The sequence below is a fragment of the Acinetobacter sp. MYb191 genome (assembly GCF_037572605.1).
GTDB classification, from domain to species: Bacteria; Pseudomonadota; Gammaproteobacteria; order Pseudomonadales; family Moraxellaceae; genus Acinetobacter; species Acinetobacter johnsonii.
Genome location: NZ_JBBGZP010000005.1, coordinates 187051 through 210382 on the forward strand (window position 1 = coordinate 187051; position 23332 = coordinate 210382).

Genomic DNA, 23332 nt, shown 5'->3' on the forward strand with positions numbered 1-23332 from the left:
TATTTAGACGACTCAAGTTAAATCACTTGTTTAAGGTCAACATATTGCAATAAATGCTGCTGCAAGCTCGGCACATCATCCGCGATGGCTAAAGGTTGATATTGTCTGAGCGTTTCAGGTGTGTGCACCCCATAGCTCACCCCGATTCTCGGCATGGCAATATTACGCGCCATTTCTAGATCATAACTGGTATCACCGACCATAATCGCGCGTTCAGCAGACACACCCGTTTCAGTTAAAATTTCTTCCAACATCAAAGGATGCGGTTTAGATTTGGTCTCACTGGCAGCACGCGTTGTCACAAATAGTGCTTGACTCTGCGTTTGCGCCAATACTCGATCTAAGCCTTTACGACTTTTACCTGTCGCCACCGCCAATTGTAAACCTGCTTCACGTAAGCCATTCAACATTTCGGCCACGCCGTCGAACCAGACATCACCTTTCGAGTTCGCCACATAATGCTCGGCATAGCATTGCAAAATTTCAGTATGTAGCTCAGGCACTTGAGGAAATAATCGCTGCGCGACTTCTGGCAAACCTAAACCAATAATACTTTTTGCTGCATCAGCAGTTAAAGGCTGTGCAAATTGCTGCGCGGCAAACAATAAACTCGCCACAATCTGCCCCACTGAATCAAATAAAGTTCCATCCCAATCGAAGATAATCAGTTCTACAGGTTTGTTCATTCTGGGGTTCCAATATTTACTTTTATAAAGTCAATTTACACGATGCATTTGCTACGCGATGGCGAAAAGGATGACGCCGTTGAGCTGACTTGCACTGCGCTTTAGAGCAGTGCTTAAAGCGCGTTCAGGATGTTCCATCAGCCCAACAAAAGATTTTTGTTACTTTGCATCTTTAAAAATAAAGATGACCAATACAGCATCATTTTAAATTAATCACAACCAACAAAAGTCATGGCTTTATCACTTCTCCCAAAATGAAAGGGAAAAGACTTAGTCCTTCTTCTGTGCTCTTAACTGCGCCACAATACTCTGCATATCTTCAGGCAAAGGCGCTTCAATCGGCGCATAACCTGGGATGTCTAAACGCATTGCATGTAGACATAAACGACGCGGTTTCGGTCCTTTATATTCTGTTTCATGACCATATTTATCATCACCGACCAATGGATGACCAATGCTTAAACCATGCACACGAATTTGATGGGTACGACCTGAAAGTGGTGATGCATAAACTAAGGTTGCATGCATAAAACGTTCAGCCACATTCCACTGCGTTTTAGACTCTTTACCTTCACTTGACACACGCACACGACGTTCACCATTGGCCAGTTCATAACGGTGTAAAGGCGCATCAATTAACTGCTTGTCTAAACTCACCACACCTTTGACTACAGCGGCGTAAGTTTTCTTAATTTTGTGTTCACGTAGCATGTCTTGTAAGCTTTTTAACACACTACGCTTTTTAGAAATCATCACCAAACCTGAGGTATCACGGTCAATACGATGAATCAGTTCTAAATATTTTTTACCTGTTGCCGCACGTAAGCCTTCAATCAGACCATAAGCCACTCCACTGCCGCCATGTACGGCAATGCCAGATGGCTTATTAACAACCATCAAGCCCTCATCTTCATACACCACACGGCTGAGTAAACTCTGTGCTACTTTGTCAGAAACAGGCGCCGCATTTTCATCTTTTTGTTCATAACGAATCGGCGCCACACGAATCTGGTCACCAATAGACAGCTTAGTTTCTGCTTTTATACGCTTTTTATTCACGCGAACCTGACCTTCACGAATCAGGCGATAAATACGACTTTTAGGCACACCTTTTAAACGGCTAAATAAAAAGTTATCAATCCGTTGCCCTGCTTGATGCTCGTCCACTTCAAACCACGTCACGTTTTGCCATTGTTGGGTAGAATTCATACAGTTACTGCGACCTAAAAAATACGGAATTTGAATAAAAAATGACCATTTAGGCTATGCTTTACACAAGAAAGACTAGCTTAGCCCATAGGCAGATGGTACAAGGTTTGATATAGTCAGCGCACGGATACCACCATAAGTGAGTCAAAAGCTTAATCATTTCAATTTTAAATTGAATAGTTAAGAAAATAACTCAACTCAGCTTGGAACGGTCCCAAAAGAATTATGCCGACGCCGAAGGCTTATTATATCGGCAAAACAGCAAACTGTTAGGTTTAATTGTGCATCTGCACATAAATCAGTTTGCCCCAAAAAAATATGTGACCAACGAAGGTTGGTTTTTAAACGTAAACTGATATACATCAGATTAGTCGCTCCCTGATGTCGTATTCAGGCCACAGCGTTGATGCATATGGATCTGTTCAGTTGTAAAGGTACGATGATAATTCCGTATCAAGACACCCTATCCAAACAGAAGGGTTGCTCTTCGAGCAAATGTGACAGTGAAAGTTACTTACATCCAATGCACCGCTTGTCCGCCAGTGAAACGCGCAGGAGACTTTAATCGTTTAAAGATTGAAGCCGTATTGCCATCATCAATATGTGAATCAAAACCGAAGCCGATCAAAAAGGCAGGTAATAAAACTCAGACCACAATCGGTTTATTTGAGATCTGAGCAAAATTGGTCCGTGATGTTTGATGTTCGCTACGTGTTTAGCGATAGTTTGCTGTGTATCACTATTAGGTGTTACACCCATGAAACGTATGTTGATTAATGCAACACATGCAGAAGAGATTCGCGTTGCACTTGTCACTGGGCAGCGTCTTTACGATTTTGACTTAGAGAATCGTACCCGTGAACAAAAAAAATCCAATATCTATAAAGGTCACGTGACTCGCGTTGAGCCTTCTTTAGAAGCCGTCTTTGTTGAATATGGTGCGGGACGTCAAGGCTTCTTGTCTATGCGCGAAATCGCAAATTCATATTATCAAGCAGACCCACGCCAAACTTCAAACATTCGCGAATTGATTACTGAAGGCACAGAGCTTTTGGTTCAAGTTGAAAAAGAAGAACGCGGTAACAAAGGCGCTGCCCTTTCTACATTCATTTCTCTAGCTGGTCGCTATTTGGTACTTATGCCAAATAACCCGAAAGGTGGTGGTATTAGCCGTCAAATTTCAGGTTCAGTACGTGAAGAATTGAAAGAAATGTTGGCGTCGTTAAATATACCTCGTGGCATGAGCGTGATTGTACGTACTGCGGGTATCGGCCGTTCTCAAGAAGAATTACAACTCGACCTACAGCACTTACTTGATCTTTGGGCGCAAATCCAAAACACAGCAAGTTCTGGTCCGTCACCAATGTTGGTTCACCAAGAAGCGGGTGTGGTGACGCGTGCAATTCGTGATTATCTACGTGATGATGTTGCTGAAATATTAATTGATTCAGAGCAAGCCTATAACGAAGCCTATAACTTCGTAAAAGCAGTCATGCCTCGTCAAATCGACAAGCTAAAAACTTATACGCTAAATGAACCGTTATTTGCGCATTTTGGTATTGAAAGCCAAATTCAAACTGCTTATGAACGTGAAGTTAAACTTCCTTCAGGCGGTTCAATCGTTATTGACCAAACCGAAGCATTAGTGTCTATCGACATTAACTCTGCAAAATCAACCCGTGGTAGTGACGTTGAAGATACAGCGCTCAATACCAACCTTGAAGCAGCGGAAGAAATTGCACGTCAACTGCGTTTACGTGACATTGGTGGTTTGGTCGTGATCGATTTTATCGACATGACCAAAGACCGTAACCAACGTATGGTTGAGGCGAAACTTCGCGAAGCAACACAAAGCGACCGTGCCCGTATCCAATTCGGTCAATTGTCTCGTTTTGGCTTGATGGAAATGAGCCGTCAACGTCTACGCCCTTCGCTTGAAGAAGCAACAGGTTATGTCTGCCCGCGCTGTCATGGCACAGGTATGGTCCGTGACTTACGTTCATTATCACTTTCAATCATGCGTAAAGTAGAAGAAATTGCGCTGCGTGAACGTCATGGTGAAGTTCAAGTACAGGTTCCAGTTGAAATTGCAGCATTCTTATTGAATGAAAAGCGTCACACTTTGGTTTACCTCGAACAAACCTCAGGTGTTCGTGTGACTGTGCTTCCGCACCCACACTTAGAAACACCGCATTACGAAATTTCGTATAACCCTGAAGGCTTTGCACCAACCAGCTATGAACGTACAGAAGCAACACGTTCAAGCGAAAAAGAGTTGGGTTACGAGTCATCAGAATGGCATTTAGATGGTGCAGATCATGTGCATCAACATGCCGCTCCTGCGCCTGCACAACAAGAAAAAGGCAACAAAAAACCACGTAACAACGCGCCACAACAACAAGTCGCTCAACAAGCCCCTGCCCAAACTGCACCTTCAAGCAGCCCATGTGCATGGTTAGAAAACTTGTTTGTACAAAAACAAGCTGCGACTGTCGATCAATCACGTTCTGCAAATAATGCTGCTGCTGCCATTGAGCAAATGGTTAATGGTGGTGCAGTGAGCCGTGGTCAGTTTGGTCAAGTTGGTACGCCTGCTGCGGCACCTGTCGCGCCAAGCAACAATGTCTACATGAGTTCTGCCCCTGTTCATGCAAAATCTGAACACCGTGAAGATAAGCATGTAGAGAAAGAAGAACGGGGTACACGCCATAACAAAAAGCGTCCTAATAAGCACAAAGAGTCACGTGAGCAAAATGCGCAACATGACAACCAAGTTCATGAAGAAGTTGTGCAGGTCTCTCGTCAAGATCAACAGCGCCAAGATCGTTATGAACAACGTCCTGAACGCAATGAACCACAACGCCAAGAGCGTCATGAACAACGTTCTGAGCGCGGTGAACAACAACGTCAAGACCGTCCAGAGCGCAGTGAACAGCAACGTCAGGAACCGCGTGAAAACAAGCGTTCTTCACGTCGCCAACACGGTGAGCAACAGCAAAACACTGATGTTCAAAACGAACAGCAAAATGCAATGCCACGTCGTGACCGTCGTAACCAACCTCGTCCAGAACGCCCAAATCGCCACCGCGACCCAAGTGTACTGAATGAGCAAGCGACTGAAGCTGCGCCAGCTGTGGTTCAAGAACCTCAAGTTAAAGTTGAGTTGATTGAAGCACCGCGTCAAGAAATGATCACAACAGCCCATGTGGTGAATGTCGATCAAGCGCAAAGTGAAATCGTGGCATTAACTCCACCTGCACACACTGAAACTGAAACCAAACCTCAGCAAGCGGCTGTTGCGAAAGCAGAAGTTGAAGTAAAAGCTGAGAAAGTGGTACAGGAGAAAGCAACTGAAGTTGTAGCAGCACCTGCTGAACAAGAAGCAGAGCAAAAACCACGTGAAAGCGTAAAACGTGCCAGCAATGACCCACGCCAACGCCGTCGCCAACAACGCGCTGCACACACTCAGCAAACTGAAACACCTAAACTCACACCTTCACAGGTGCCAACTTTAGGTCAGTACACCATCAGCAGCTTGATTCGCCATGTCTATGGTGAAGACTGTTCAGTGCTGATTGAGCAGTTTGGTTTAATTCCAACCTTCAACCGTGCCCTTCAGAAATTTACTGAAGAGTATGCAGCAACGTTAAGCAAAAATGTGACAACGCCTGCTGTTGAAGCAGAGAAAAAACCGGTCACCCGTGATGTTGAAATCACAAAAGCGCAGCCTGAAGCAGAGCCAGTTCCAGTATTGGACCTGACACCGCCTGCACCTGTGTCTGAGCAACGTGTTGCAAATGACCCGCGTGAACGTCGTCGCCTAGCTAAACTTGCTGCTGAACAAGCTAAACAAGCACGCGAAACAGCACCTGTTGCTGAATCGTCAGCGCCTGAAACAGCGGTTGTTGCAGAAACGCCTGCTGAAGAAGCTGCACCCGTTGTAACTCCACAGGAAAGCGAACCTGCTCTTGCAACAGAAAGCGAAGCGCCTGTTGCCGTTGAAAGCAGTGAAGTGAAAAGCTCAGCTGATGTAGCTGCGGTTGAAGAAGAAGTGGAAGTCGTTGTTGCTCCAGTTCAAGCCAAAGCGCCTAGAGCGTCAAAGCAAGCTGAAAAAGCAGAGGTGACTGAAACTGTAGCGGAAACAGCTGCGGACGAGTCAGATAAATCAGACTCGGACAAGCCAGTTCGCCCACGTCGTCCACGTGGTCGTCCACCGAAAAAAGCGAGCCCGACTGAGTCGTAATTCGCCCTAGAGTTGTAAATTTTAAAAACCTAGTCATGTCAGTGGCTAGGTTTTTTTGTTATTTTCGTCAGATTAGGTTGATTGCACTAGACCGAAACGATTAAAAGAACAAGTGTAGAAACTGAGCACTATTCAAACGCATTGGATTGCATAAAATAATTAGGATTCATATGAGCCAACACCCATCACATGACCTCATTGGTATTACCGACGTTGCAGCAAAACTTCCTCAATTCATCAGTAAAGTTCCCAACTTACTCAGTGGATTAAAGCAAGCATATTTACGTACCCCAAACACCCCAGCAGGCCTCGGGATTGCTTTTGAAAAAGCAGTGAAGCGCAACCCTCACGGTATGGCCTTGCTTTTTGAAGATCAAAAATTTAGCTATCAAGCCCTCAACGAATGGGCAAACCAAATCGGGCATTATTTTTTATCCATCGGGGCAAAAAAGGGTGATGTCATCACAGTGATGATTGAAAACCGTCCTGAATTGGTTGCAACCGTGATTGCACTTGCCAAAATTGGCGTTACTGCGGCTTTAGTCAACACCTCGCAAGTCGGTAAAGTGCTGGCGCATAGTATTAATCTGGTCAAACCTATCGCAGTCATCGTGGGTGAAGAATGCCATGCCGCAGTTGATGAAATCCGTCATGATTTAAATCTCTCTACGGATCGTTTCTATTGGTTTGCCGACCAAGAAACCCAAAAAGATGCAGGCCTTGCACCACAAGGTTTTAGTAATCTTGCTGAAAAAATTGATGCCTTTGCCAAGTTCAATACCCCAACCACACACAGTGTGCTGGGTAAAGATGGCTTATTTTATATTTATACCTCAGGCACAACCGGTCTACCTAAAGCCGTTATTTTCACACATAGCCGCTGGACGTTGGCTTATGGAACCTACGGGCACGTACTCAACCTCGGTAAAGACGATGTGATGTATGTCACCCTGCCGCTGTACCATGCAACGGGCATTGTAGTATGTTGGTGTGGCGTGATTGCGGGTGCTGGCACCTTGGCTTTGCGCCGTAAATACTCCACTTCTGCTTTTTGGAAAGATGTGCAAAAGTTCGATGCCTCAGCCATTGGCTATGTCGGTGAGTTATGTCGCTATCTCATGGATGCATCACCTTCAGCGTTAGAAAAAGGCCACCGTGTCACCAAAATGATTGGTAATGGCATGCGTCCGAATATTTGGGACAAATTCAAACAGCGGTTTGGTATTGAAGAAATTCTAGAGCTTTATGCATCGAGTGAAGGTAATGTCGGCTTTAGCAATGTATTCAACTTTGACAACACTGTCGGCTTTTAACCTACGCCTTATGCCATTATCCAGTTTGATAAAGAAAAAAATGCGCCTGTTTATGATGCCAAAGGTGGCTGTATCAAAGTCAAAAAAGGTGAAGTTGGTTTATTGATCGGTAAAATTACTCGCCGTTCTCCTTTTGATGGCTATACCGACCCTGAAAAAAATAAATCGGTGATTCTTAAAGATGTCTTCAAGTCCGGCGATGCTTATTTCAACACAGGTGACTTAGTCCGCGACATTGGTTTTCGTCATGCTCAATTCGTTGACCGCTTAGGCGATACTTTCCGCTGGAAAGGCGAAAATGTGTCCACGACTGAAGTTGAAAACATGGTTAGTGAATATGACAAAATCACCGAAGCTGTGGTATATGGTGTTGAAATTCCAAACACCAATGGTCGTGCGGGGATGGCTGCGATTACACTGGCAGACGGCGCTGAACTAAATGAGCAGGATTTGGCCCAAATGCTCGTGAGCTTTAAAAAATGTCTGCCTGCCTATGCTGTACCCGTTTTCTTACGCGTACAGAAGCAAGTTGAAACTACGGGAACGTTTAAATACCAAAAGAACAAGCTCAAAGAACAAGCCTTTGACCCGAAGAAAACCGATGAACGTTTGCTGGTCCTGTTACCCAACAGCAGTTCTTATGCAGATTTAACACAACAAGTCTTTGATAACATTCAAGCCTATCAATATCGCTTCTAAACGCGAATTGCTTGTTTTTTAGCTACCTAATCGCAGATTTGTTGTATTTATAATCAAACATCAACAAGTTTGCGATTTTTTACTTGCGCTCGATGCATATCTTGCTACAATACGCTCCATCAAATGATATGGGTCGTTAGCTCAGCTGGTAGAGCAGCGGACTTTTAATCCGTTGGTCCCGCGTTCGAATCGCGGACGACCCACCATTCCTTTGATACCCTTGATGGGTCGTTAGCTCAGCTGGTAGAGCAGCGGACTTTTAATCCGTTGGTCCCGCGTTCGAATCGCGGACGACCCACCATCTTTCTTGTAAAATCTAATTTTACAAACCTGCTCAGGTTCGAATGCTTTAAAAATTTCTTTTTTAAACTTTCAGCGAATACTCTTTCGCACACCTTGCTCAGGGTCGTTAGCTCAGCTGGTAGAGCAGCGGACTTTTAATCCGTTGGTCCCGCGTTCGAATCGCGGACGACCCACCATTTATTTAAATCCTCTTTAATTGCATTGATATGACATTTATTTAGCAACATGCTATTTAAGTCATAAAATTCGCACGCTGTTCATTTCTTCACTATTTTCATTCTTCAGTCTTATTCTGATGCTTTGCCCAATTCCATTTAAACTATGAATTAGGCTCACGCTTTAACGTATACGCACGCTCTAATTTCGGAAAGCCTCGCGCATACAATTTTTGGTTATTGGCATCTAGATTATTACTTTTATCCAAATCCATTTGTAGCGTTTGCGAATCCACCACGCGATAATAAAAATTAATCCCCTCTTTACGGTGAACAATCAGCTCTGTTCGCTCTTTATTCATGGTCCATGTATCACGGCGATAACTTAAGTTTGAAAAGCCAGGGCGTTGTTTTTCCGAAAAGACCTTACCTAAGCGCACAATGCTGCGATGCACCGTACCATCAGGTAAAAAATTGAGAATAAAATCAGCCTTTCCCGTTTCACAAGGGAAAAAATAACCATCACATTGAATTTGTGTGCGATAACGCCCGATGAACTGCTGTTCACCAATATCAAGCTTACGAGGAGCATACTCCGAATCATCTTGCATGGTGGCCCGTCCTGCCACCTCAGTCAGCTTCTTCCCCGACTCAGCCATAACAGCAGCATCCTCTACCATGCTATTTTCATGTTGTTGTGACGCTTCCGACAGCCCACCATCACAGCCAGCTAACGATACACCGATTAGCCCCACCGCTCCTTGCAGTAATGCGCCAATCAAACCCTGATGCTTTCGTTTCAACTTCATTCCACACTCACTTCCTGCACGTGATTAATCTCCATAACCATCACGAATATTCCATCCTGACCCTTGGTGTTTTCTCGGATTCAAATGACTTGCTGACTTTAAGCAGCTGGCTCAACGCCAAATAGAGCATATTTTAGTCCTGATCAAAACCCCAGCTTTTATCTCTTTACATAACTTTACTTTTTAATCGACTTCGTCACCTTTAAAAATGTAATTCCATCTCCATTTTTAAACTATGAGTGCATAAAGCCACTCAGATTTTAATTTTTAAGGAGACCTAGATGGCCAATGTTGGTTTATATCGCTCAAACCGCTCGAACATGATTGCTGGTGTGATGGGTGGTATTGCTGAACGTTTTGGTTGGAACGCAAATTTACTTCGTATTGTTTTCATCACCATTTCACTGTTAAGTGCAGCATTCCCCGGAATTTTGGTTTACCTGATTCTTTGGCTGGTGATGCCGAAACAAAAAGACCAAATCGAGCATTCTCCACAAACTCGATCGAGTTATAGCAATACGATGCGTACCGTTAATCCAGATCATCGCAACCCATAGGCGCACATCTTTCGTCTCAAAAAAGTTTCTTTTTATGCTACGACAACTTCCCCCAAAGTGTCGTAGCTTTTTTTTGCCTACGACACTCACATGACTTAACGATGTTGTAACAGACGATACAACGCTGCAATCATATCGGCACGGCTAATGATGCCGACCAAAGCCTTGTTTTCAACCACGGGAATATAATTAAAAGAACGTTCAACAAAGTACGGGATCAAATCTTGCAGTTCTTGATCTGGTTGTACAGTGACCACCTGACGTTTCATAATGTGCTTGACTTGATCTTGCCAAGAGGTACGCAAATCCGTTGCCTTTTGGAACCATTCCACCACTTCATATAAAGCTAAGGTACCGCATACTTGTTCCGCTCGATTTAACACAGGTAAACTCATCAAATTGACCTGTTTAAATTTTTCCACAGCGACTTGAATGTCTTCATCTTCATATAAACACAGGACATCTTTACTCATAATGTCCCGACAACGTAAGTCTATATGAAAGCGAGTATCGGCCTGCGCTTGAGCTTTTAAAATCAGTTTTTGTAAATCATATTCACTGATGTCGAGTAACTGTGTTTCTTGGGCTAAAACTTGATGAATATCTTCAGGTTGAATTGTGACCTTCTGGGTGGGGGTCGGGTCGGTGCTACGCGTATTGACTTGCGCCACAGTTGGGTATTGTTTCCCGAGCAAGCGGTTGAACACGATCGCAATCACGAGAAGTAGGATTGAGTTGAGTAGAACAGGATAAAACACAAACTGATACCCTAGCTCGTGTACCGTCTCGCCTCCCAGCACCGCTGTAATCGCCACAGCACCACTCGGTGGATGCAAAGAATCTGTCGTCATCATCAAAATAATCGACAAAGCCACAGCAACACTAAATGCTTCAGTTAAGTTGGAAATATAGAGTGCGCAGGTCACCCCAATGACGGCTGCAATCGTATTCCCAATCACAATATTCCATGGCTGAGCCAAAGGACTGGCTGGTACGGCAAAAAGCAACACCGAGGACGCACCCATCGGGGCGATATACCATGCATTGATCCCACCCAAAAGCCACCAACTTATGAGTGAAGACAGTGCTAATCCCAACAATGCACCTAAACCACAGAGCATTCTTTCCTTTAGCGGTAACACTTTAAAATTTGGTTTTAAGGTATTTAACCATTCAAGTTGCATATGAAACACAGCCGCCCTTCTACTTTTACGCACTTAACCAGTGCAAAATTATACGCGGTCTCAGCAATAAGATGCATCTATTTTACATCTTAGAGATATCAATTTTGTTATTTCAATTGTTATCAGCAAAGTCTATATTTAGCGTAAGAGTTTCATTTTTATAAGAAGAAAGGTACACGTTTTGGGAAAATTCAAATATGAAGATCACCTTGAAACTTTAGGTTTATGTGAATGTTTAATTGCCTTGATTCAATTTGAAGTGAAACAAGGCAACAACATCTCTGGTTAAGATGCTCATGGACAGTGGCCTAAAGAAGAAAGTCTTTTGATTTATCTAAAACAATCTCTGCATTTAAAAAATCTTAATTTTCCCCAACACCCAAATGTTCAAGCTCAGGTTAATCGAGATATGCATTCTAATTGGCATACAGATGCTTACTGCACCGTGCATCATCACCTTATTATTGGATAATTTATGAAAAGAATAAAAAAATGACTGAAAAACTTGAAATCTGCGACTGCTTAAATGAATTATTAACACTTGAATTATCACTTGGAAATTCAGTTTCCCACTTTGACAATCATGCCAAATGGCCTTATCCCGAGACCCATTTTGTTATGTTAGCCCATGATCTTCATACTCATTTAGAAACATTGAGATACTCAAAGCATATTTCCCACCAAATATGCAAAGATATTCATTATGGTTGGCATGATGAATGTTTATGCGAAATTCATCATGACTTACTCTGTGCAGGTCGTACTAAGCCATTTTAGCGAATATAAAATTAAGTGCTGAAAAATAAATAGAGCCTTTGCCACTCCCCTGCAAAATCCTTATACTTAGAACCAATTTTTTCTTATATTTATAATGGATGCTGCATGAGTCGCGCCATATCGCATATTGATACATTCCAAGGCTTAATTCTTGCCTTACAAAACTACTGGGCTGAACAAGGTTGTGTGATTTTACAACCTTACGATATGGAAATGGGTGCAGGGACATTCCACACTGCAACATTCTTACGCGCACTTGGGCCTGAAACATGGAACGCAGCATACGTTCAACCCTCACGTCGTCCTAAAGACGGTCGTTATGGTGAAAACCCAAACCGTTTGCAACACTATTACCAATTCCAAGTGGTACTGAAACCAAATCCAGACAACATCCAACAACTGTACCTAGACTCATTAGAAGCGATTGGTATCGACACCCTTACTCACGATATTCGTTTCGTAGAAGACAACTGGGAATCTCCAACGCTTGGGGCTTGGGGCTTAGGTTGGGAAGTTTGGCTCAACGGTATGGAAGTGACTCAGTTTACTTACTTCCAACAAGTCGGTGGTGTTGAATGTTACCCAGTAACAGGTGAAATCACTTACGGTCTTGAGCGTTTGGCAATGTACCTACAAGGTGTAGATTCTGTTTACGATCTTGTTTGGACCAAAGGTCAATTTGGTACTGTGACTTATGGTGATGTATTCCATCAAAATGAAGTGGAACAATCGACCTATAACTTTGAATATGCCAACGTTGAAAAAATGTTTGAATTATTTGATTTCTATGAAGCGGAAGCAACTCGCTTAATGGAAGCTGAACTTCCACTGCCTGCCTATGAACAAGTCATTAAAGCCTCACACAGCTTTAACTTGCTCGATGCACGTGGTGCGATTTCTGTGACTGAGCGTCAACGCTATATCTTACGTGTACGTACTTTGGCGCGCTCAATTGCGCAAAGCTATGTGGCTGCACGCGCCAAGCTTGGTTTCCCGATGGCAGAACCGCATTTACGTGATGAAGTTTTAGCTCAATTGAAAGCTCAGGTTGAAGCTGAAGCGGCTCAAGCAGAAAAACCAGCGGAGAACAAATAATGTCTAAACATACCGTTTTATTTGAACTTGGCTGTGAAGAACTCCCTCCAAAAAGCTTAAAAACTTTACGTGATGCATTGCAAGCTGAAACCGTAAAAGGCTTAAAAGATGCAGGTTTGGCTTTTGAAGCCATTGAAGCGTATGCCGCACCTCGTCGTTTGGCATTGAAAATTATCAATGTAGATGGTGCGCAAGCTGATACTCAAAAACGTTTTGACGGCCCTGCTGTACAAGCTGCTTATGATGCAGAAGGTAAGCCAACCAAAGCACTTGAAGGCTTTATGCGTGGTCAAGGTATTACTGCGGATCAAGTTTCAACTTTCCAAGCAGGTAAAGTTGAAAAAGTATGCTATTTAAAAGATGTGCAAGGTCAAAGCCTTGACGTTTTATTGCCACAAATTTTACAAACTGCTTTAGATAATCTTCCTATTGCAAAACGTATGCGTTCTGCGGCAAGCCGTACTGAATTTGTACGTCCTGTAAAATGGGTGGTATTGTTAAAAGACAATGATGTTGTTGATGCAACCATTCAAGATCATAAAGCAGGCAATGTGACTTATGGTCATCGTTTCCATGCACCTGAAGCAATTACTTTAGCCAATGCAGATGCTTATTTAGATGCGCTTCGTGCTGCAAAAGTTGTAGCGAATTTTGAAGAACGTCAAGCGATCATTGACCAACAAGTGAAAGCCCTTGCGGATGAAGTGAATGCGATTGCGATTGTTCCTGCTGATTTACGTGATGAAGTGACCGCATTGGTTGAATGGCCTATTGCGCTTCGTGCAAGCTTTGAAGAACGTTTCCTTGCTGTGCCTCAAGAAGCGTTAATCACGACAATGCAAGACAATCAGAAATATTTCTGTTTGGTGAATAGTGATAACAAACTACAGCCTTATTTCATTACTGTTTCAAATATTGAGTCGAAAGATCCAACTCAAATTATTGAAGGAAATGAGAAAGTTGTACGCCCTCGTTTGTCTGATGCAGAATTCTTCTTCTTACAAGATCAAAAGCAACCGCTTGCATCTCGTAAAGAAAAATTAGCCAATATGGTTTTCCAAGCACAGTTAGGTACGCTTTGGAATAAATCTGAACGTATTGCTAAATTGGCTGTGGCTTTATCTGCAATCACAGGTGCGAATCCTGCCGATGCTGAAAAAGCAGCACTGCTTGCAAAGTGTGATTTAACTTCTGAATTGGTTGGCGAATTCCCAGAACTTCAAGGGATTGCGGGCACTTACTATGCACGTCTTGAAGGTGAGAATGATGAAGTTGCGGAAGCTTTAGGTGAGCAATATTTACCTAAATTTGCAGGTGACGTTTTACCTCAAACTAAAACTGGTACAACGATTGCCCTTGCAGATCGTTTAGATACGCTCACAGGTATTTTCGGTATTGGTCAAGCGCCGACGGGTTCGAAAGACCCATTTGCTTTACGTCGTTCTGCGATTGGTATTTTGCGTTTAGTAACTGAAAATAACCTTGATGTTTCAATTGAAGAACTGATCAAGCTTGCTTTGGCTGCTTATGGCGATGTATTGAAAGACCATGACAAGACTCTGGCGGATGCTGTTGCATTCCTTGAAGGTCGTTACCGTGCGAAATATGAAGACCAAGGCGTTGCTGTTGATGTGATTCAAGCTGTTCAAGCGCTTTCTCCAAAATCACCTTTAGATTTTGACAAGCGTGTAAATGCAGTAAATCATTTCCGTAGTTTGCCTGAAGCTGCTGCTTTGGCTGCTGCGAATAAACGTGTTGCGAATATCTTGGCAAAAGAAGCTGCACCTACGGGTGAGATTATTGAATCTAAGTTAGTTGAAGATGCTGAAAAAGCACTTTATGCAGAGATTCAAGCTATCCTGCCTGTGGTTCAACCGCTTTTGGCTGCAAAAGACTACACCGCTGCACTTTCTAAGTTAGCTGCGCTGCGTGCGCCAATTGATGCCTTCTTCGATGGTGTCATGGTGATGGCAGATGATAGCGACTTGAAAGCAAACCGTTTACGTTTACTGGCTCAGTTACGTGATTTGTTTACAAGTGTTGCGGATATTTCGGTGTTGCAGCACTAAGCTGAATGATTGAAATAAAAACCCGCTTTAAAGCGGGTTTTTTATCTAAGATACTAAGAAATCTTCAATTATAGGAAATACTAATTCCTCGTATTTATCAAATACAGTTGGATCATTAATGTTTTCATAAATGTAATCACAAAATTTATTTTTATCAAAAGACCGCTTGGTGTTAGATCCTCCATAGGCATCTGGTATTTCACGTACTGAATAAAATTCATCGGTAAATAATTCTTCTTTTAATAAATTTTCAGAACCTTTTCTGACTTTGGAATTTCCCATATTGAGTGGTACTTTGTTTTTAACTACTGAACCAACAACCTCTTTATTAATACTTGTATCACAATCATATAAAAATAAAACTTTACGAGTAATTGCATTCAAATTATGTTTTAAAAAATCAAAACCTTTTTCTAAACTACTATCTCCTCCAAATTTAACTTGTCCATTTTCTTGTGTTATACCAATTTCATCAATTTCAATATTTTCCAACCAATCAGTTTTTCCTTTCAATTCAAAAGCTTTTTTTAGAAATTTTATATCTGTTTTACCTTCAACTAAAATTAATGACTTTTGCGTTTCTTGGATTTTTCGATGCAAAGTTTCTTCAAATTTTGCTGTATTTTTATAGAAGTTAAAGGATTCTTCAAACTCACCGAATCGCTCAGAAGTGATATTCATTCCTGATGGCAGATCAATCAACTGAATATTTTCCGCTCCAAACTCTTTTTCCATTCCTAATACAAAAAGTGGAGAGTGTGACGTTACAATAAATTGAATTTTTGGAAATAATCTCATTAATTTAGGTAGAATTTCACTTTGATGTTTACTATGTAAATGAGCATCTATTTCATCAACAACAATCATTCCCTCTATATTTTCCAAAAGAATACTGTTATTTATATTTGTATAGTCAGCATGACGAATAATAGTAAAAAATAAATTAAGTAAAATTAATTGACCAGTCGAAAGTTGTTCTAACGTTGGAATAACAATTCCACTTCTATTACTTAAAGACAACCGAGATAAAGAATTATTTCTCCAACCTGTTTTCAAATATAGCTCATCATTATCTAGAACCGTCTGAAATATCTTATTTATATTACGATATGAGTTATTGATTGCATTCTTATCTTGTATAGCTTGTTTTCTTTCCTCCTCATTCAAAAAATCCAATTCGGCCGGCAAAATAGCTGAATCTAAAATAACATCAAGCATCCATTGAATATTTTTTTAAATGTGTCTATACACATTATTTCTTTATCTAAGTTCCCTCCAAACTTTTGTTCAATATCAAATATTTCTTGTATTTGCGCATCTACATTCAACCAATGTGGAACAATTTTTCTAAAGCTAGGAAAAAATGCAATTGTATTTAAAAAAAGTTCCTTAATATCTTCTTTTGAAGCCAAAATTTTTTTTTGATTCCCACTTCCTCGATCAATATCATTAATTTTATTGGCGTATAAATTCATTAAATCTTGAGCTGAATCGATACTTCCTATTTTCTCATAATAGTGTACTTCTTTATGATTTTGGTCATTTGTAAACTTTAAATATGCTGCTGCACTTTGACTCTGAGTTTTAGTATTAATATCCCTTGGTGAAATCATTCTAAAATAGGGTGAATCCATACTCGCCGTCTTTGAAACTACATCACTAAATTCTTTTTTGCTATTTCAAAGAAAGCATCTGCAATATACGAAAGAGTATACGTTTTCCCTGAGCCATTTTTTCCTACTAAAATAATAGGCTTCGGGTTCGAATTTTCTTGCAGCTCAAATTCAAGATCTAACGTCTCAAGTGGCCCAATATTTCTGATGTGAAGGTTTCTTAAGTACATGAATTATCCTCTATTTTTATCTTCACATATTAACAAAATATAATTAAAGCCTAAATAATTTACTTATTAGAATCATCTCAATATTTAAGCCTCCTCCAAAGAATTGATCATCAACGACAATACATGGCACCAAACTTACATTATAAAACCTATAGGATTTTTACTTTCAATTCCCTATACTCAACCTAACAACTCGCAACAAGAACAAACCTTATGAAATTAAAAACTGTACTTTTCGCTACTTTTGCTGCCCTTTCTATTACAGCATGTACATCTCAACCAACGATTCCACAGTTGACAGCGGGTGTATTACAAGAAGTCCAAGACATTGAAGTCTATCCAGACACAACCAATAACAAAGCAAAACTGACCAAATTTGAAGACAAATGCGTCATCGAATTTACTGGCAACCTCAAAGCGGGCAAAGTCGTAGAACAATGGGCGTTCCGTGACTACACCCTCATCACAGGTAGCTCAGCAACCTTTGCACTCGATGGCACAAGCACAGCAACCAAATTTGAATTACACGATGCAGAAGTACAGAAAAACTTCCTCGCACTACGTAATCACTTTGCAAAAGAAGCCTTAGCTCAATGTAACTAAGCAAATCGTCATCACTGGTGCAACATCAGTGATGACTTTCTCTCAAATGCCTTTCGCTTCGTGTCCTTTGCTTCAATACCAGTCTCCATATTCTTTACATTTAAAACAACGACCACGCATAAACTTACATAATTTTAATGAATTAACTGAACGACACAATTTTCAGCCCATTGTTCATGCGCTGTTGCCGCATTGTGCGACTTTCATATCAAACGCTATTTTTGAGCTCATTTCTGTCTATGATGACTGCTGTTCTGAACTCCTCATCGGGTTCTGTCATAAGAGGTAGAAAATCAAAGATGAAAGTTTTAACAAAAACACTCACCGCTTCGGCTTTAACTTTAACCACTGCACTTTTAGCCTCCACGTCCCTATTTGCAAATACCACAGCCAATACATCGGCCAATGTTCAAGTTCAAACCTCGCAGCCAAGCGTATTGCAAAACTTAAAACATGATGTCAAACATGCCGCGCATGCGACAGGTGAAACGGTTGAGCATGGTGTCGACAAAACCAAAGCATTCAGCAAAGAAAAATGGCAAGACACCAAAGAATTTTCAGCTGAAAAATCTGCTGTCATAAAAGATAAGGCAGGTGACGTTAAAGACTCTGTTGAGCATAACACCAAAAAAAGTGGTCACTATATAGCGGATAAAGCGAAACAAGGCCAACAAGCGACCAAACAAAAATGGCAGCAAACTAAGCAGACTGTCAGTGGTCAACCCAAACGTGCAGATGTAAATGGGCAGGCCCAAGTGGAACTAGATACACCTGTCGCTAAAGCCAAAGTCGGTTCATCTGCTGATGCCACCGTTGGCGCGAAGTAAAAGTTAAACTCCTCCAGAGTTGAGAGAGCCCACATGCTGGGCTCTTTTTTTTAGCTATATACGTTTGCACACTACGCTTGTTTACAACCAAGCACATGATATTCACACAAAGAGGCTTTATGCTAAAACGCTGATTTATGCACGATAGCCCAAGAGGTACACTGCTCTATGAACATGATGAAAACAACACTCTTCTGCGCTCTTTTAATGACAACAGCAGGTGTATGGGCACAAACAGAAACCACCATTCAGCAAGCTCAAAAGCCAATTACGCCTTATGGTAAAAACCCCAACATCTTGCATGTCTGGGCTTATAAAACTCAAGAAGGTGTGATTAACACGGCGGAAAAAGTCGGGACTGCAACAGAAAAAGGCATCCAAAAAATTCGCCCTTCTGCACACCAAGCCTTGGACAGTGCAAAAACCATCACCAACAACACCGCAGAACAAGCCAAAGAAACAGGACAGCAAGTTACCCAAAATGTGAATAAAAAGCTGCATGAAACCAAGCAAGTGATTACTGGTCAAACGGATCAACCCGCCCCCATTTACCAAGGCAGTTTAAGTCAACCGTCATCAGCACCCGTAGATGCTCCTGCGGTTCAAACACCGTCAGCCTCATCTGCACAGCCTGTCGCACCCCAAACAGTAAATGAGCCCACGATTACCCAAGCACCATCTTCCTTTACACCAGCCCAAGCAGAAGAAGAAATTAAAGTGACTAAACTTTAATATCAAAAAAGCCCGTCATTCGACGGGCTTTTTACTTGTCATCCTTTGCTTTAATTCACCCGACGGATTGGCTGCCCTGCTTGAAAAGCTTGAGCATTTTCGACCAACTGCTGCACCATGCGCTGGCGTGCATCGACACTGCCCCACGCACTGTGTGGTGTAATGATTAAATTCGGCAAATGTGCATCCAATAAAACATTACCCTCTTTTGGTGGCTCAACGGTCAATACATCAGTTGCAGCACCCGCAATTTCACCCTGTTTTAACGCGTCTGCCAAAGCTGCTTCATTGACAATTCCACCCCGTGCACAATTAATTAAAAAGGCACTTTTTTTCATTTTTGCGAAAGCTTGAGCATCAATCAGGTCACGCGTGTCATCGGTTAATGGACAATGCAGACTGATAAAATCTGATTGCGCCAGCAAGTCATCAAAGCCCACTCGTGTTGGGTCAGCATGTGGACGGTTTGGCAAATTACCCACCAAAACCCGCATGCCAAATGCTTCAGCGAGTTTAGCCACCGCCTGCCCCAACTCCCCATAACCTAAAATACCCAATGTCTTGCCGGAAAGTTCAATAATTGGATAGTCCAGTAGGCAAAACTGCGAAGCTTTATTCCATTCACCCTGCTGCACCGCGCGGTCGTATTGCAAGCATGAGGTTGCAAGGTTGAGCATCAACATTAAAGTGTGCTGTGCCACCGCTGCCGTGCCATAACCCTGACAATTACACACCACAACACCTTGCGCTTTGGCTTGCTGCAAATCGATATTATTGGTGCCTGTGGCAGAGATTAAAATCAACTTTAACTGAGGGCATTGTTTTAAGGTGTCGGCATCCAGCATGACTTTATTGCTAATAATCACATCTGCATCTTGTACACGAGCGACAAGCATCTCAGCATCGGTACTTGGGTAAAGGATCAGTTCATCAAAAACAGCATGCAGTGCTTGAAAGTCCAAATCATTTTTATCTAAGGATGCACAATCTAAAAATACGGCTTTCATTGCTCACGTCCAGTTGTTCTGCATAATGATAGAGCGCTTATTTAAACCAACTCAGCTCCATTTTTCAAGGTAAACACTGTCTTGACCACCTAAAAATAGCCGCCACACACAGAAAAAAGCCCGCTATTTAACGGGCTTATTGCGATGAATACGAATAGAAATACTGATTTGTTTAATCACATAAAACGTCAGGATCAGTAAGAGAATGAGACCACCACCGAATGTCAGATAAGCTGGGGCTAAACTTTGTGCCAGTACGCTTTGTGATGTTGAAATAAACAGTAATGTTATAAATACAGCCGACCAATGTCTTTGCATTGCTTCCACCCTATTTGATCTTTATGCGTATTGTTTAAAAGATAAACAATACCTTCATATTAAACCAAATAGGCCGGAAAACAAGCGCTTGGCCTTAGACCAAAGCCCTATATGAATAAATCACATGAACACATCATAGAAACACATCTGACTCAGCATCGCTTGGCACCAAAAACTGCGCCGTTTCAGGAATCTCTTCGACCAAATCAAAGCCACCATATTCATCACAGCTAAAGTTAAACTGCTTATAGCTAATCAGATAATAATCACTGTATTTTTTCATTAACAATGGATGCATTCCAGCGCTCAACTCGGCTTGTTCATGCACCAACTTCATAATCTGACGGTCATTCATCACCACGGTATAGCGCATGTCATTATAGTAAATGTGTACCAGTCCATTACCCTTGGCAAAAATCGGCAACAGAAACTTATGATTCAGCGCAATAGCATCTGGTGCATAGCTTTCAATCTTCTGACTGATCATATTGAATACTAAACCATGTCCAAAACTATCCATCAACTGACAGCTATTTTCTTGCGGCAAGTTGACTTGAATACCCAGTTTCAGCAAATCGGTCTGGCTCACTTGGCGATTGCTCAATAACTCTCGAATAATGCTTTGTTTTAGCTTGGCATCAAAAAATTGACCATCTAACTCAAGCTCATTATTTTTCAGAATTCGCCCCAAAGAAAAGCGGTGGCGTGGCAACAAGTTTTCAATCACTTTACGGTAGTAAAACTTGCTGTTCTTTTTCACTTCACGAATTTTTTTATAAAAATACGGTGCATCAAACTCATGACGTAAAAAGTCATGTAGCAAATCAGAACTAGCCAACACGGCAATCGCATCGTGCCCTGTAAAAGGTAAGTTCAGGGTATTCAGATTCGGCACGACCGTTTGTAATTTTTCATAATGCGCACGGTCTTCAGGGCAGTAAGGGTCATAAATAACAATGTATTCACACTCTGCCGAGACATCCTTCGGCTGTACCTGCATGTCATGGTTCAGCTCAGGCTGATAGAACATGTTATAGCGGTTATCGGTCACCTGTTCAGGGTCGATCGAATACTGCGGGACTAATGCCACCACGCGCTTAAAACCAAGCAGTTTAGAGTATTTAATCGCAGCATAACCGCCCATTGACCCTGCATAGGCAATACGGGTTTGAAAGGGCGCAATCCAAGCGCGAATCGCCTCCAACATGGCCAACATCGAAGACTCTGGAAACCATGACTTCTGTTTCGGCATAATGCCAACCACATTAAAGCCAAACTTCGCCAGCGACTTTTCTGCATTGATTGACGTTCCCTTGGCACGGGTAATCAGGTCGCCAAAAGAGAAAATAAGTTCCTCCGATGAACCCTGTAAAAAAATGACACGAATCTGTTCGTCTTCAAAAATAATTTGTTTCGCCATGTCCATGCTGAGAGATTTCATTCCTATAAAGTGAGGTCATGTTCGTTCCATACAGCATAAGCGATTTCATCGAACCAAATGTGTTATTTTATAGATGCAGAGCAGATAAAAAAGCGCAAAATATGACACAATTACTCCATCCTGCGGCACAACACGGGTTTAGCGCAGCTGCTGAACTTTATCAACAAGTGCGTCCAAGTTATCCACAAGAGATCCATGCGTGGCTCACCGAGCAACTGCATTTAAACGCAAATTCACGTGTGATTGATCTTGCCTCGGGTACAGGTAAGTTTCTGCCTTATCTGATTCCACATAGTGGACAGCTCACTGCCATCGAACCTGTTACCGAAATGTTAGCTCAGCTCAAACTGGCTTACCCACAGGTGGAAACATTACAAGCCTTTAGTGACCATATTCCCCTGCCTTCGCAAAGTATCGATGCGGTTTTATCTGCACAGGCCTTCCACTGGTTTGCCAACATGGACAGTTTAAAAGAAATTCATCGTGTCCTAAAACCGCAAGGGCATTTGGGCTTGGTCTGGAATCAACGCGACACTCAAGTCGACTGGGTCAATGCTCTGGCAGAACGGCTCGCTCCTTTAGAAGGAGATACCCCGCGTTATCATAGTGGGCTATGGCAAAAAGTCTTTGAACATCAACACTTATTTCAGCTCAAAAGCCTGCACCAGTTTGCACAGCAGCAAACAGGTAGAGTAGAACAAGTGGTCTCAAAACGCCTCCTTTCGACCAGCTTTATTGCCGCAATGCCACTCGAACAACAACAGGATTTAAAACATCAGTTTGAACAAATTGTGCAGCAGTACACGGGCAAACAGCCACAAGACGAAATCAGTTTTCCTTACATCACCTATGCCTATCACTTTCAAAAAATAACAGAATAATAGGACACCGATATGAACCCACATACTCTTTCGTTGAAACAGGTTCTACTGCCGCTTCTGTTAGGTGGTAGCTTAATCCTGACGGGCTGTAACAAAGCCAATGAACCTGCTGAGCAAGACACGCTTTCAAGCGATGATAAAATTCTGCAAGAACTCAGCTCCGAACCCGTCAAAAGTTTTGCTAAAACAGCCAATGATCCACACGATATTGCGCTCTTGGTCGACTATGACCAGCGCTTTAGTAGCATGAGTGACGAAATGGAAGATGAACTCATGAAAATGCGTGAGGCAGGCACGCTCACAGATGAGTTTGCAAAAACACGTCAACAAGACAATATTCAGTCTGCACTGAATATGCTGAAAGCACTGGATTTAAAAACAGAACAAGGGCGCTACATTCAAACTCTGATGTACCAATATTGGGATAACCAAGCCAAAATCATCCAAGATAAAGCCGCAGCACCACATGATAACGTGAAAGGCCTCGGTGAGCTCATTCATGCCCAAGAGCAGCTTGAACACTGGCAGTCGCAGTATCCTAAAGCTCAAGATACGATGTCGACAGGCTACTAACTCAATCG

General features: G+C 42.1%; 19 protein-coding genes, 3 tRNA genes and 1 pseudogene. 13 read left to right on the forward strand and 10 right to left on the reverse strand.

Annotated elements, in window-relative coordinates; all coding sequences use genetic code 11:
* Window positions 1-17: 17 nt before the first annotated feature.
* Window positions 18-686 carry an HAD-IA family hydrolase gene (locus WH214_RS00955; RefSeq protein WP_339421762.1) on the reverse strand — a complete coding sequence of 223 codons (669 nt, stop codon included), beginning with the start codon at window positions 684-686 and terminating at the stop codon, window positions 18-20.
* 270 nt (window positions 687-956) lie between these two features.
* Entirely contained in the window at window positions 957-1895 is a 939-nt protein-coding gene (locus WH214_RS00960) for an RluA family pseudouridine synthase (protein ID WP_004692575.1), read from the reverse strand.
* Between the two features lie 757 nt (window positions 1896-2652).
* Here WH214_RS00960 and WH214_RS00965 point away from each other — a divergent pair.
* From WH214_RS00965 to WH214_RS00985, 5 genes and pseudogenes are all read left to right on the forward strand, one after another.
* Complete coding sequence (locus WH214_RS00965; protein WP_339421763.1) at window positions 2653-6138, forward strand: Rne/Rng family ribonuclease; 3486 nt, start codon at window positions 2653-2655, stop codon at window positions 6136-6138.
* Window positions 6139-6308: 170 nt separating this feature from the next.
* Window positions 6309-8150, forward strand: a pseudogene (locus WH214_RS00970) (long-chain-acyl-CoA synthetase).
* Between the two features lie 130 nt (window positions 8151-8280).
* Window positions 8281-8356 (forward strand) — tRNA-Lys (locus WH214_RS00975).
* A 19-nt stretch (window positions 8357-8375) separates the two neighbouring features.
* Window positions 8376-8451, forward strand: a tRNA-Lys gene (locus WH214_RS00980).
* A 102-nt stretch (window positions 8452-8553) separates the two neighbouring features.
* A tRNA-Lys gene (locus WH214_RS00985) sits at window positions 8554-8629 on the forward strand.
* A 143-nt stretch (window positions 8630-8772) separates the two neighbouring features.
* On the opposite strand, the gene WH214_RS00990 is transcribed toward WH214_RS00985, so the two are convergent.
* Window positions 8773-9417 (reverse strand): hypothetical protein, encoded by a 645-nt coding sequence (locus WH214_RS00990; protein ID WP_336956479.1) that lies wholly within the window; start codon window positions 9415-9417, stop codon window positions 8773-8775.
* 281 nt (window positions 9418-9698) lie between these two features.
* On the opposite strand from WH214_RS00990, the gene WH214_RS00995 reads away from it, so the two are divergent.
* The gene (locus tag WH214_RS00995) at window positions 9699-9974 is read left to right on the forward strand and encodes a PspC domain-containing protein (RefSeq protein ID WP_336956480.1); all 276 of its coding nucleotides are present in this window, start codon (window positions 9699-9701) and stop codon (window positions 9972-9974) included.
* A 95-nt stretch (window positions 9975-10069) separates the two neighbouring features.
* Here the strand turns inward: WH214_RS00995 and WH214_RS01000 are convergent, their stop codons facing one another.
* Window positions 10070-11167 (reverse strand): HPP family protein, encoded by a 1098-nt coding sequence (locus tag WH214_RS01000; RefSeq protein ID WP_010325819.1) that lies wholly within the window; start codon window positions 11165-11167, stop codon window positions 10070-10072.
* A gap of 873 nt (window positions 11168-12040) precedes the next feature.
* Here WH214_RS01000 and glyQ point away from each other — a divergent pair.
* Both glyQ and glyS read left to right on the forward strand, forming a co-directional pair.
* The gene (gene glyQ / locus WH214_RS01005) at window positions 12041-13030 is read left to right on the forward strand and encodes a glycine--tRNA ligase subunit alpha (RefSeq protein ID WP_339421765.1); all 990 of its coding nucleotides are present in this window, start codon (window positions 12041-12043) and stop codon (window positions 13028-13030) included.
* Window positions 13030-15099 carry a glycine--tRNA ligase subunit beta gene (glyS, locus tag WH214_RS01010; RefSeq protein WP_339421766.1) on the forward strand — a complete coding sequence of 690 codons (2070 nt, stop codon included), beginning with the start codon at window positions 13030-13032 and terminating at the stop codon, window positions 15097-15099. Before glyQ ends, glyS begins: the two co-directional genes overlap by 1 nt.
* A gap of 45 nt (window positions 15100-15144) precedes the next feature.
* Here the strand turns inward: glyS and WH214_RS01015 are convergent, their stop codons facing one another.
* From WH214_RS01015 to WH214_RS16955, 3 genes are read right to left on the reverse strand one after another with little or no spacing between them, the layout of a single operon-like run.
* Entirely contained in the window at window positions 15145-16317 is a 1173-nt protein-coding gene (locus tag WH214_RS01015; RefSeq protein WP_339421767.1) for an AAA family ATPase, read from the reverse strand.
* The gene (locus tag WH214_RS01020) at window positions 16299-16733 is read right to left on the reverse strand and encodes a hypothetical protein (protein WP_339421768.1); all 435 of its coding nucleotides are present in this window, start codon (window positions 16731-16733) and stop codon (window positions 16299-16301) included. The genes WH214_RS01015 and WH214_RS01020 overlap by 19 nt, the downstream gene beginning before the upstream one ends.
* A gap of 17 nt (window positions 16734-16750) precedes the next feature.
* Window positions 16751-16942, reverse strand: coding sequence for an AAA family ATPase (locus tag WH214_RS16955; RefSeq protein WP_445206340.1), 192 nt, complete (start codon window positions 16940-16942; stop codon window positions 16751-16753).
* A 213-nt stretch (window positions 16943-17155) separates the two neighbouring features.
* On the opposite strand from WH214_RS16955, the gene WH214_RS01025 reads away from it, so the two are divergent.
* From WH214_RS01025 to WH214_RS01035, 3 genes are all read left to right on the forward strand, one after another.
* The gene (locus tag WH214_RS01025) at window positions 17156-17545 is read left to right on the forward strand and encodes a hypothetical protein (RefSeq protein WP_336956483.1); all 390 of its coding nucleotides are present in this window, start codon (window positions 17156-17158) and stop codon (window positions 17543-17545) included.
* Between the two features lie 299 nt (window positions 17546-17844).
* Window positions 17845-18372: a hypothetical protein gene (locus WH214_RS01030; protein ID WP_339421769.1), complete on the forward strand. Its 528-nt coding sequence runs from the start codon at window positions 17845-17847 to the stop codon at window positions 18370-18372.
* Window positions 18373-18540: 168 nt separating this feature from the next.
* Window positions 18541-19104: a hypothetical protein gene (locus tag WH214_RS01035; RefSeq protein WP_339421770.1), complete on the forward strand. Its 564-nt coding sequence runs from the start codon at window positions 18541-18543 to the stop codon at window positions 19102-19104.
* A 50-nt stretch (window positions 19105-19154) separates the two neighbouring features.
* On the opposite strand, the gene WH214_RS01040 is transcribed toward WH214_RS01035, so the two are convergent.
* The 3 genes from WH214_RS01040 to WH214_RS01050 all read right to left on the reverse strand — a co-directional run bounded on the left by WH214_RS01040 (window position 19155) and on the right by WH214_RS01050 (window position 21849).
* Window positions 19155-20111, reverse strand: a complete 957-nt coding sequence (locus tag WH214_RS01040) for a 2-hydroxyacid dehydrogenase (protein ID WP_339421771.1) — start codon at window positions 20109-20111, stop codon at window positions 19155-19157.
* Between the two features lie 123 nt (window positions 20112-20234).
* Entirely contained in the window at window positions 20235-20429 is a 195-nt protein-coding gene (locus tag WH214_RS01045; RefSeq protein WP_339421772.1) for a hypothetical protein, read from the reverse strand.
* 133 nt (window positions 20430-20562) lie between these two features.
* Window positions 20563-21849 carry a hypothetical protein gene (locus WH214_RS01050; protein WP_339421773.1) on the reverse strand — a complete coding sequence of 429 codons (1287 nt, stop codon included), beginning with the start codon at window positions 21847-21849 and terminating at the stop codon, window positions 20563-20565.
* A 122-nt stretch (window positions 21850-21971) separates the two neighbouring features.
* Between WH214_RS01050 and WH214_RS01055 the strand changes: the two genes are divergently transcribed.
* A complete protein-coding gene (locus WH214_RS01055; RefSeq protein ID WP_339421774.1) occupies window positions 21972-22751 on the forward strand; it encodes a class I SAM-dependent methyltransferase in 780 nt (259 codons plus the stop codon).
* A gap of 12 nt (window positions 22752-22763) precedes the next feature.
* Complete coding sequence (locus tag WH214_RS01060; protein ID WP_339421775.1) at window positions 22764-23324, forward strand: hypothetical protein; 561 nt, start codon at window positions 22764-22766, stop codon at window positions 23322-23324.
* The last annotated feature ends 8 nt before the right edge of the window (window positions 23325-23332 follow it).

Bases quoted from the DNA above. Each gene is read 5' to 3' on its own strand.
- WH214_RS00955 (WP_339421762.1), bottom strand. From the start codon at position 686: ATGAACAAACCTGTAGAACTGATTATCTTCGATTGGGATGGAACTTTA.
- WH214_RS00960 (WP_004692575.1), bottom strand. From the start codon at position 1,895: ATGAATTCTACCCAACAATGGCAAAACGTGACGTGGTTTGAAGTGGAC.
- WH214_RS00965 (WP_339421763.1), top strand. From the start codon at position 2,653: ATGAAACGTATGTTGATTAATGCAACACATGCAGAAGAGATTCGCGTT.
- WH214_RS00990 (WP_336956479.1), bottom strand. From the start codon at position 9,417: ATGAAGTTGAAACGAAAGCATCAGGGTTTGATTGGCGCATTACTGCAA.
- WH214_RS00995 (WP_336956480.1), top strand. From the start codon at position 9,699: ATGGCCAATGTTGGTTTATATCGCTCAAACCGCTCGAACATGATTGCT.
- glyQ (WP_339421765.1), top strand. From the start codon at position 12,041: ATGAGTCGCGCCATATCGCATATTGATACATTCCAAGGCTTAATTCTT.
- glyS (WP_339421766.1), top strand. From the start codon at position 13,030: ATGTCTAAACATACCGTTTTATTTGAACTTGGCTGTGAAGAACTCCCT.
- WH214_RS01015 (WP_339421767.1), bottom strand. From the start codon at position 16,317: ATGCTTGATGTTATTTTAGATTCAGCTATTTTGCCGGCCGAATTGGAT.
- WH214_RS01020 (WP_339421768.1), bottom strand. From the start codon at position 16,733: ATGGATTCACCCTATTTTAGAATGATTTCACCAAGGGATATTAATACT.
- WH214_RS16955 (WP_445206340.1), bottom strand. From the start codon at position 16,942: ATGTACTTAAGAAACCTTCACATCAGAAATATTGGGCCACTTGAGACG.
- WH214_RS01025 (WP_336956483.1), top strand. From the start codon at position 17,156: ATGAAATTAAAAACTGTACTTTTCGCTACTTTTGCTGCCCTTTCTATT.
- WH214_RS01030 (WP_339421769.1), top strand. From the start codon at position 17,845: ATGAAAGTTTTAACAAAAACACTCACCGCTTCGGCTTTAACTTTAACC.
- WH214_RS01035 (WP_339421770.1), top strand. From the start codon at position 18,541: ATGAACATGATGAAAACAACACTCTTCTGCGCTCTTTTAATGACAACA.
- WH214_RS01040 (WP_339421771.1), bottom strand. From the start codon at position 20,111: ATGAAAGCCGTATTTTTAGATTGTGCATCCTTAGATAAAAATGATTTG.
- WH214_RS01045 (WP_339421772.1), bottom strand. From the start codon at position 20,429: ATGCAAAGACATTGGTCGGCTGTATTTATAACATTACTGTTTATTTCA.
- WH214_RS01050 (WP_339421773.1), bottom strand. From the start codon at position 21,849: ATGGCGAAACAAATTATTTTTGAAGACGAACAGATTCGTGTCATTTTT.
- WH214_RS01055 (WP_339421774.1), top strand. From the start codon at position 21,972: ATGACACAATTACTCCATCCTGCGGCACAACACGGGTTTAGCGCAGCT.
- WH214_RS01060 (WP_339421775.1), top strand. From the start codon at position 22,764: ATGAACCCACATACTCTTTCGTTGAAACAGGTTCTACTGCCGCTTCTG.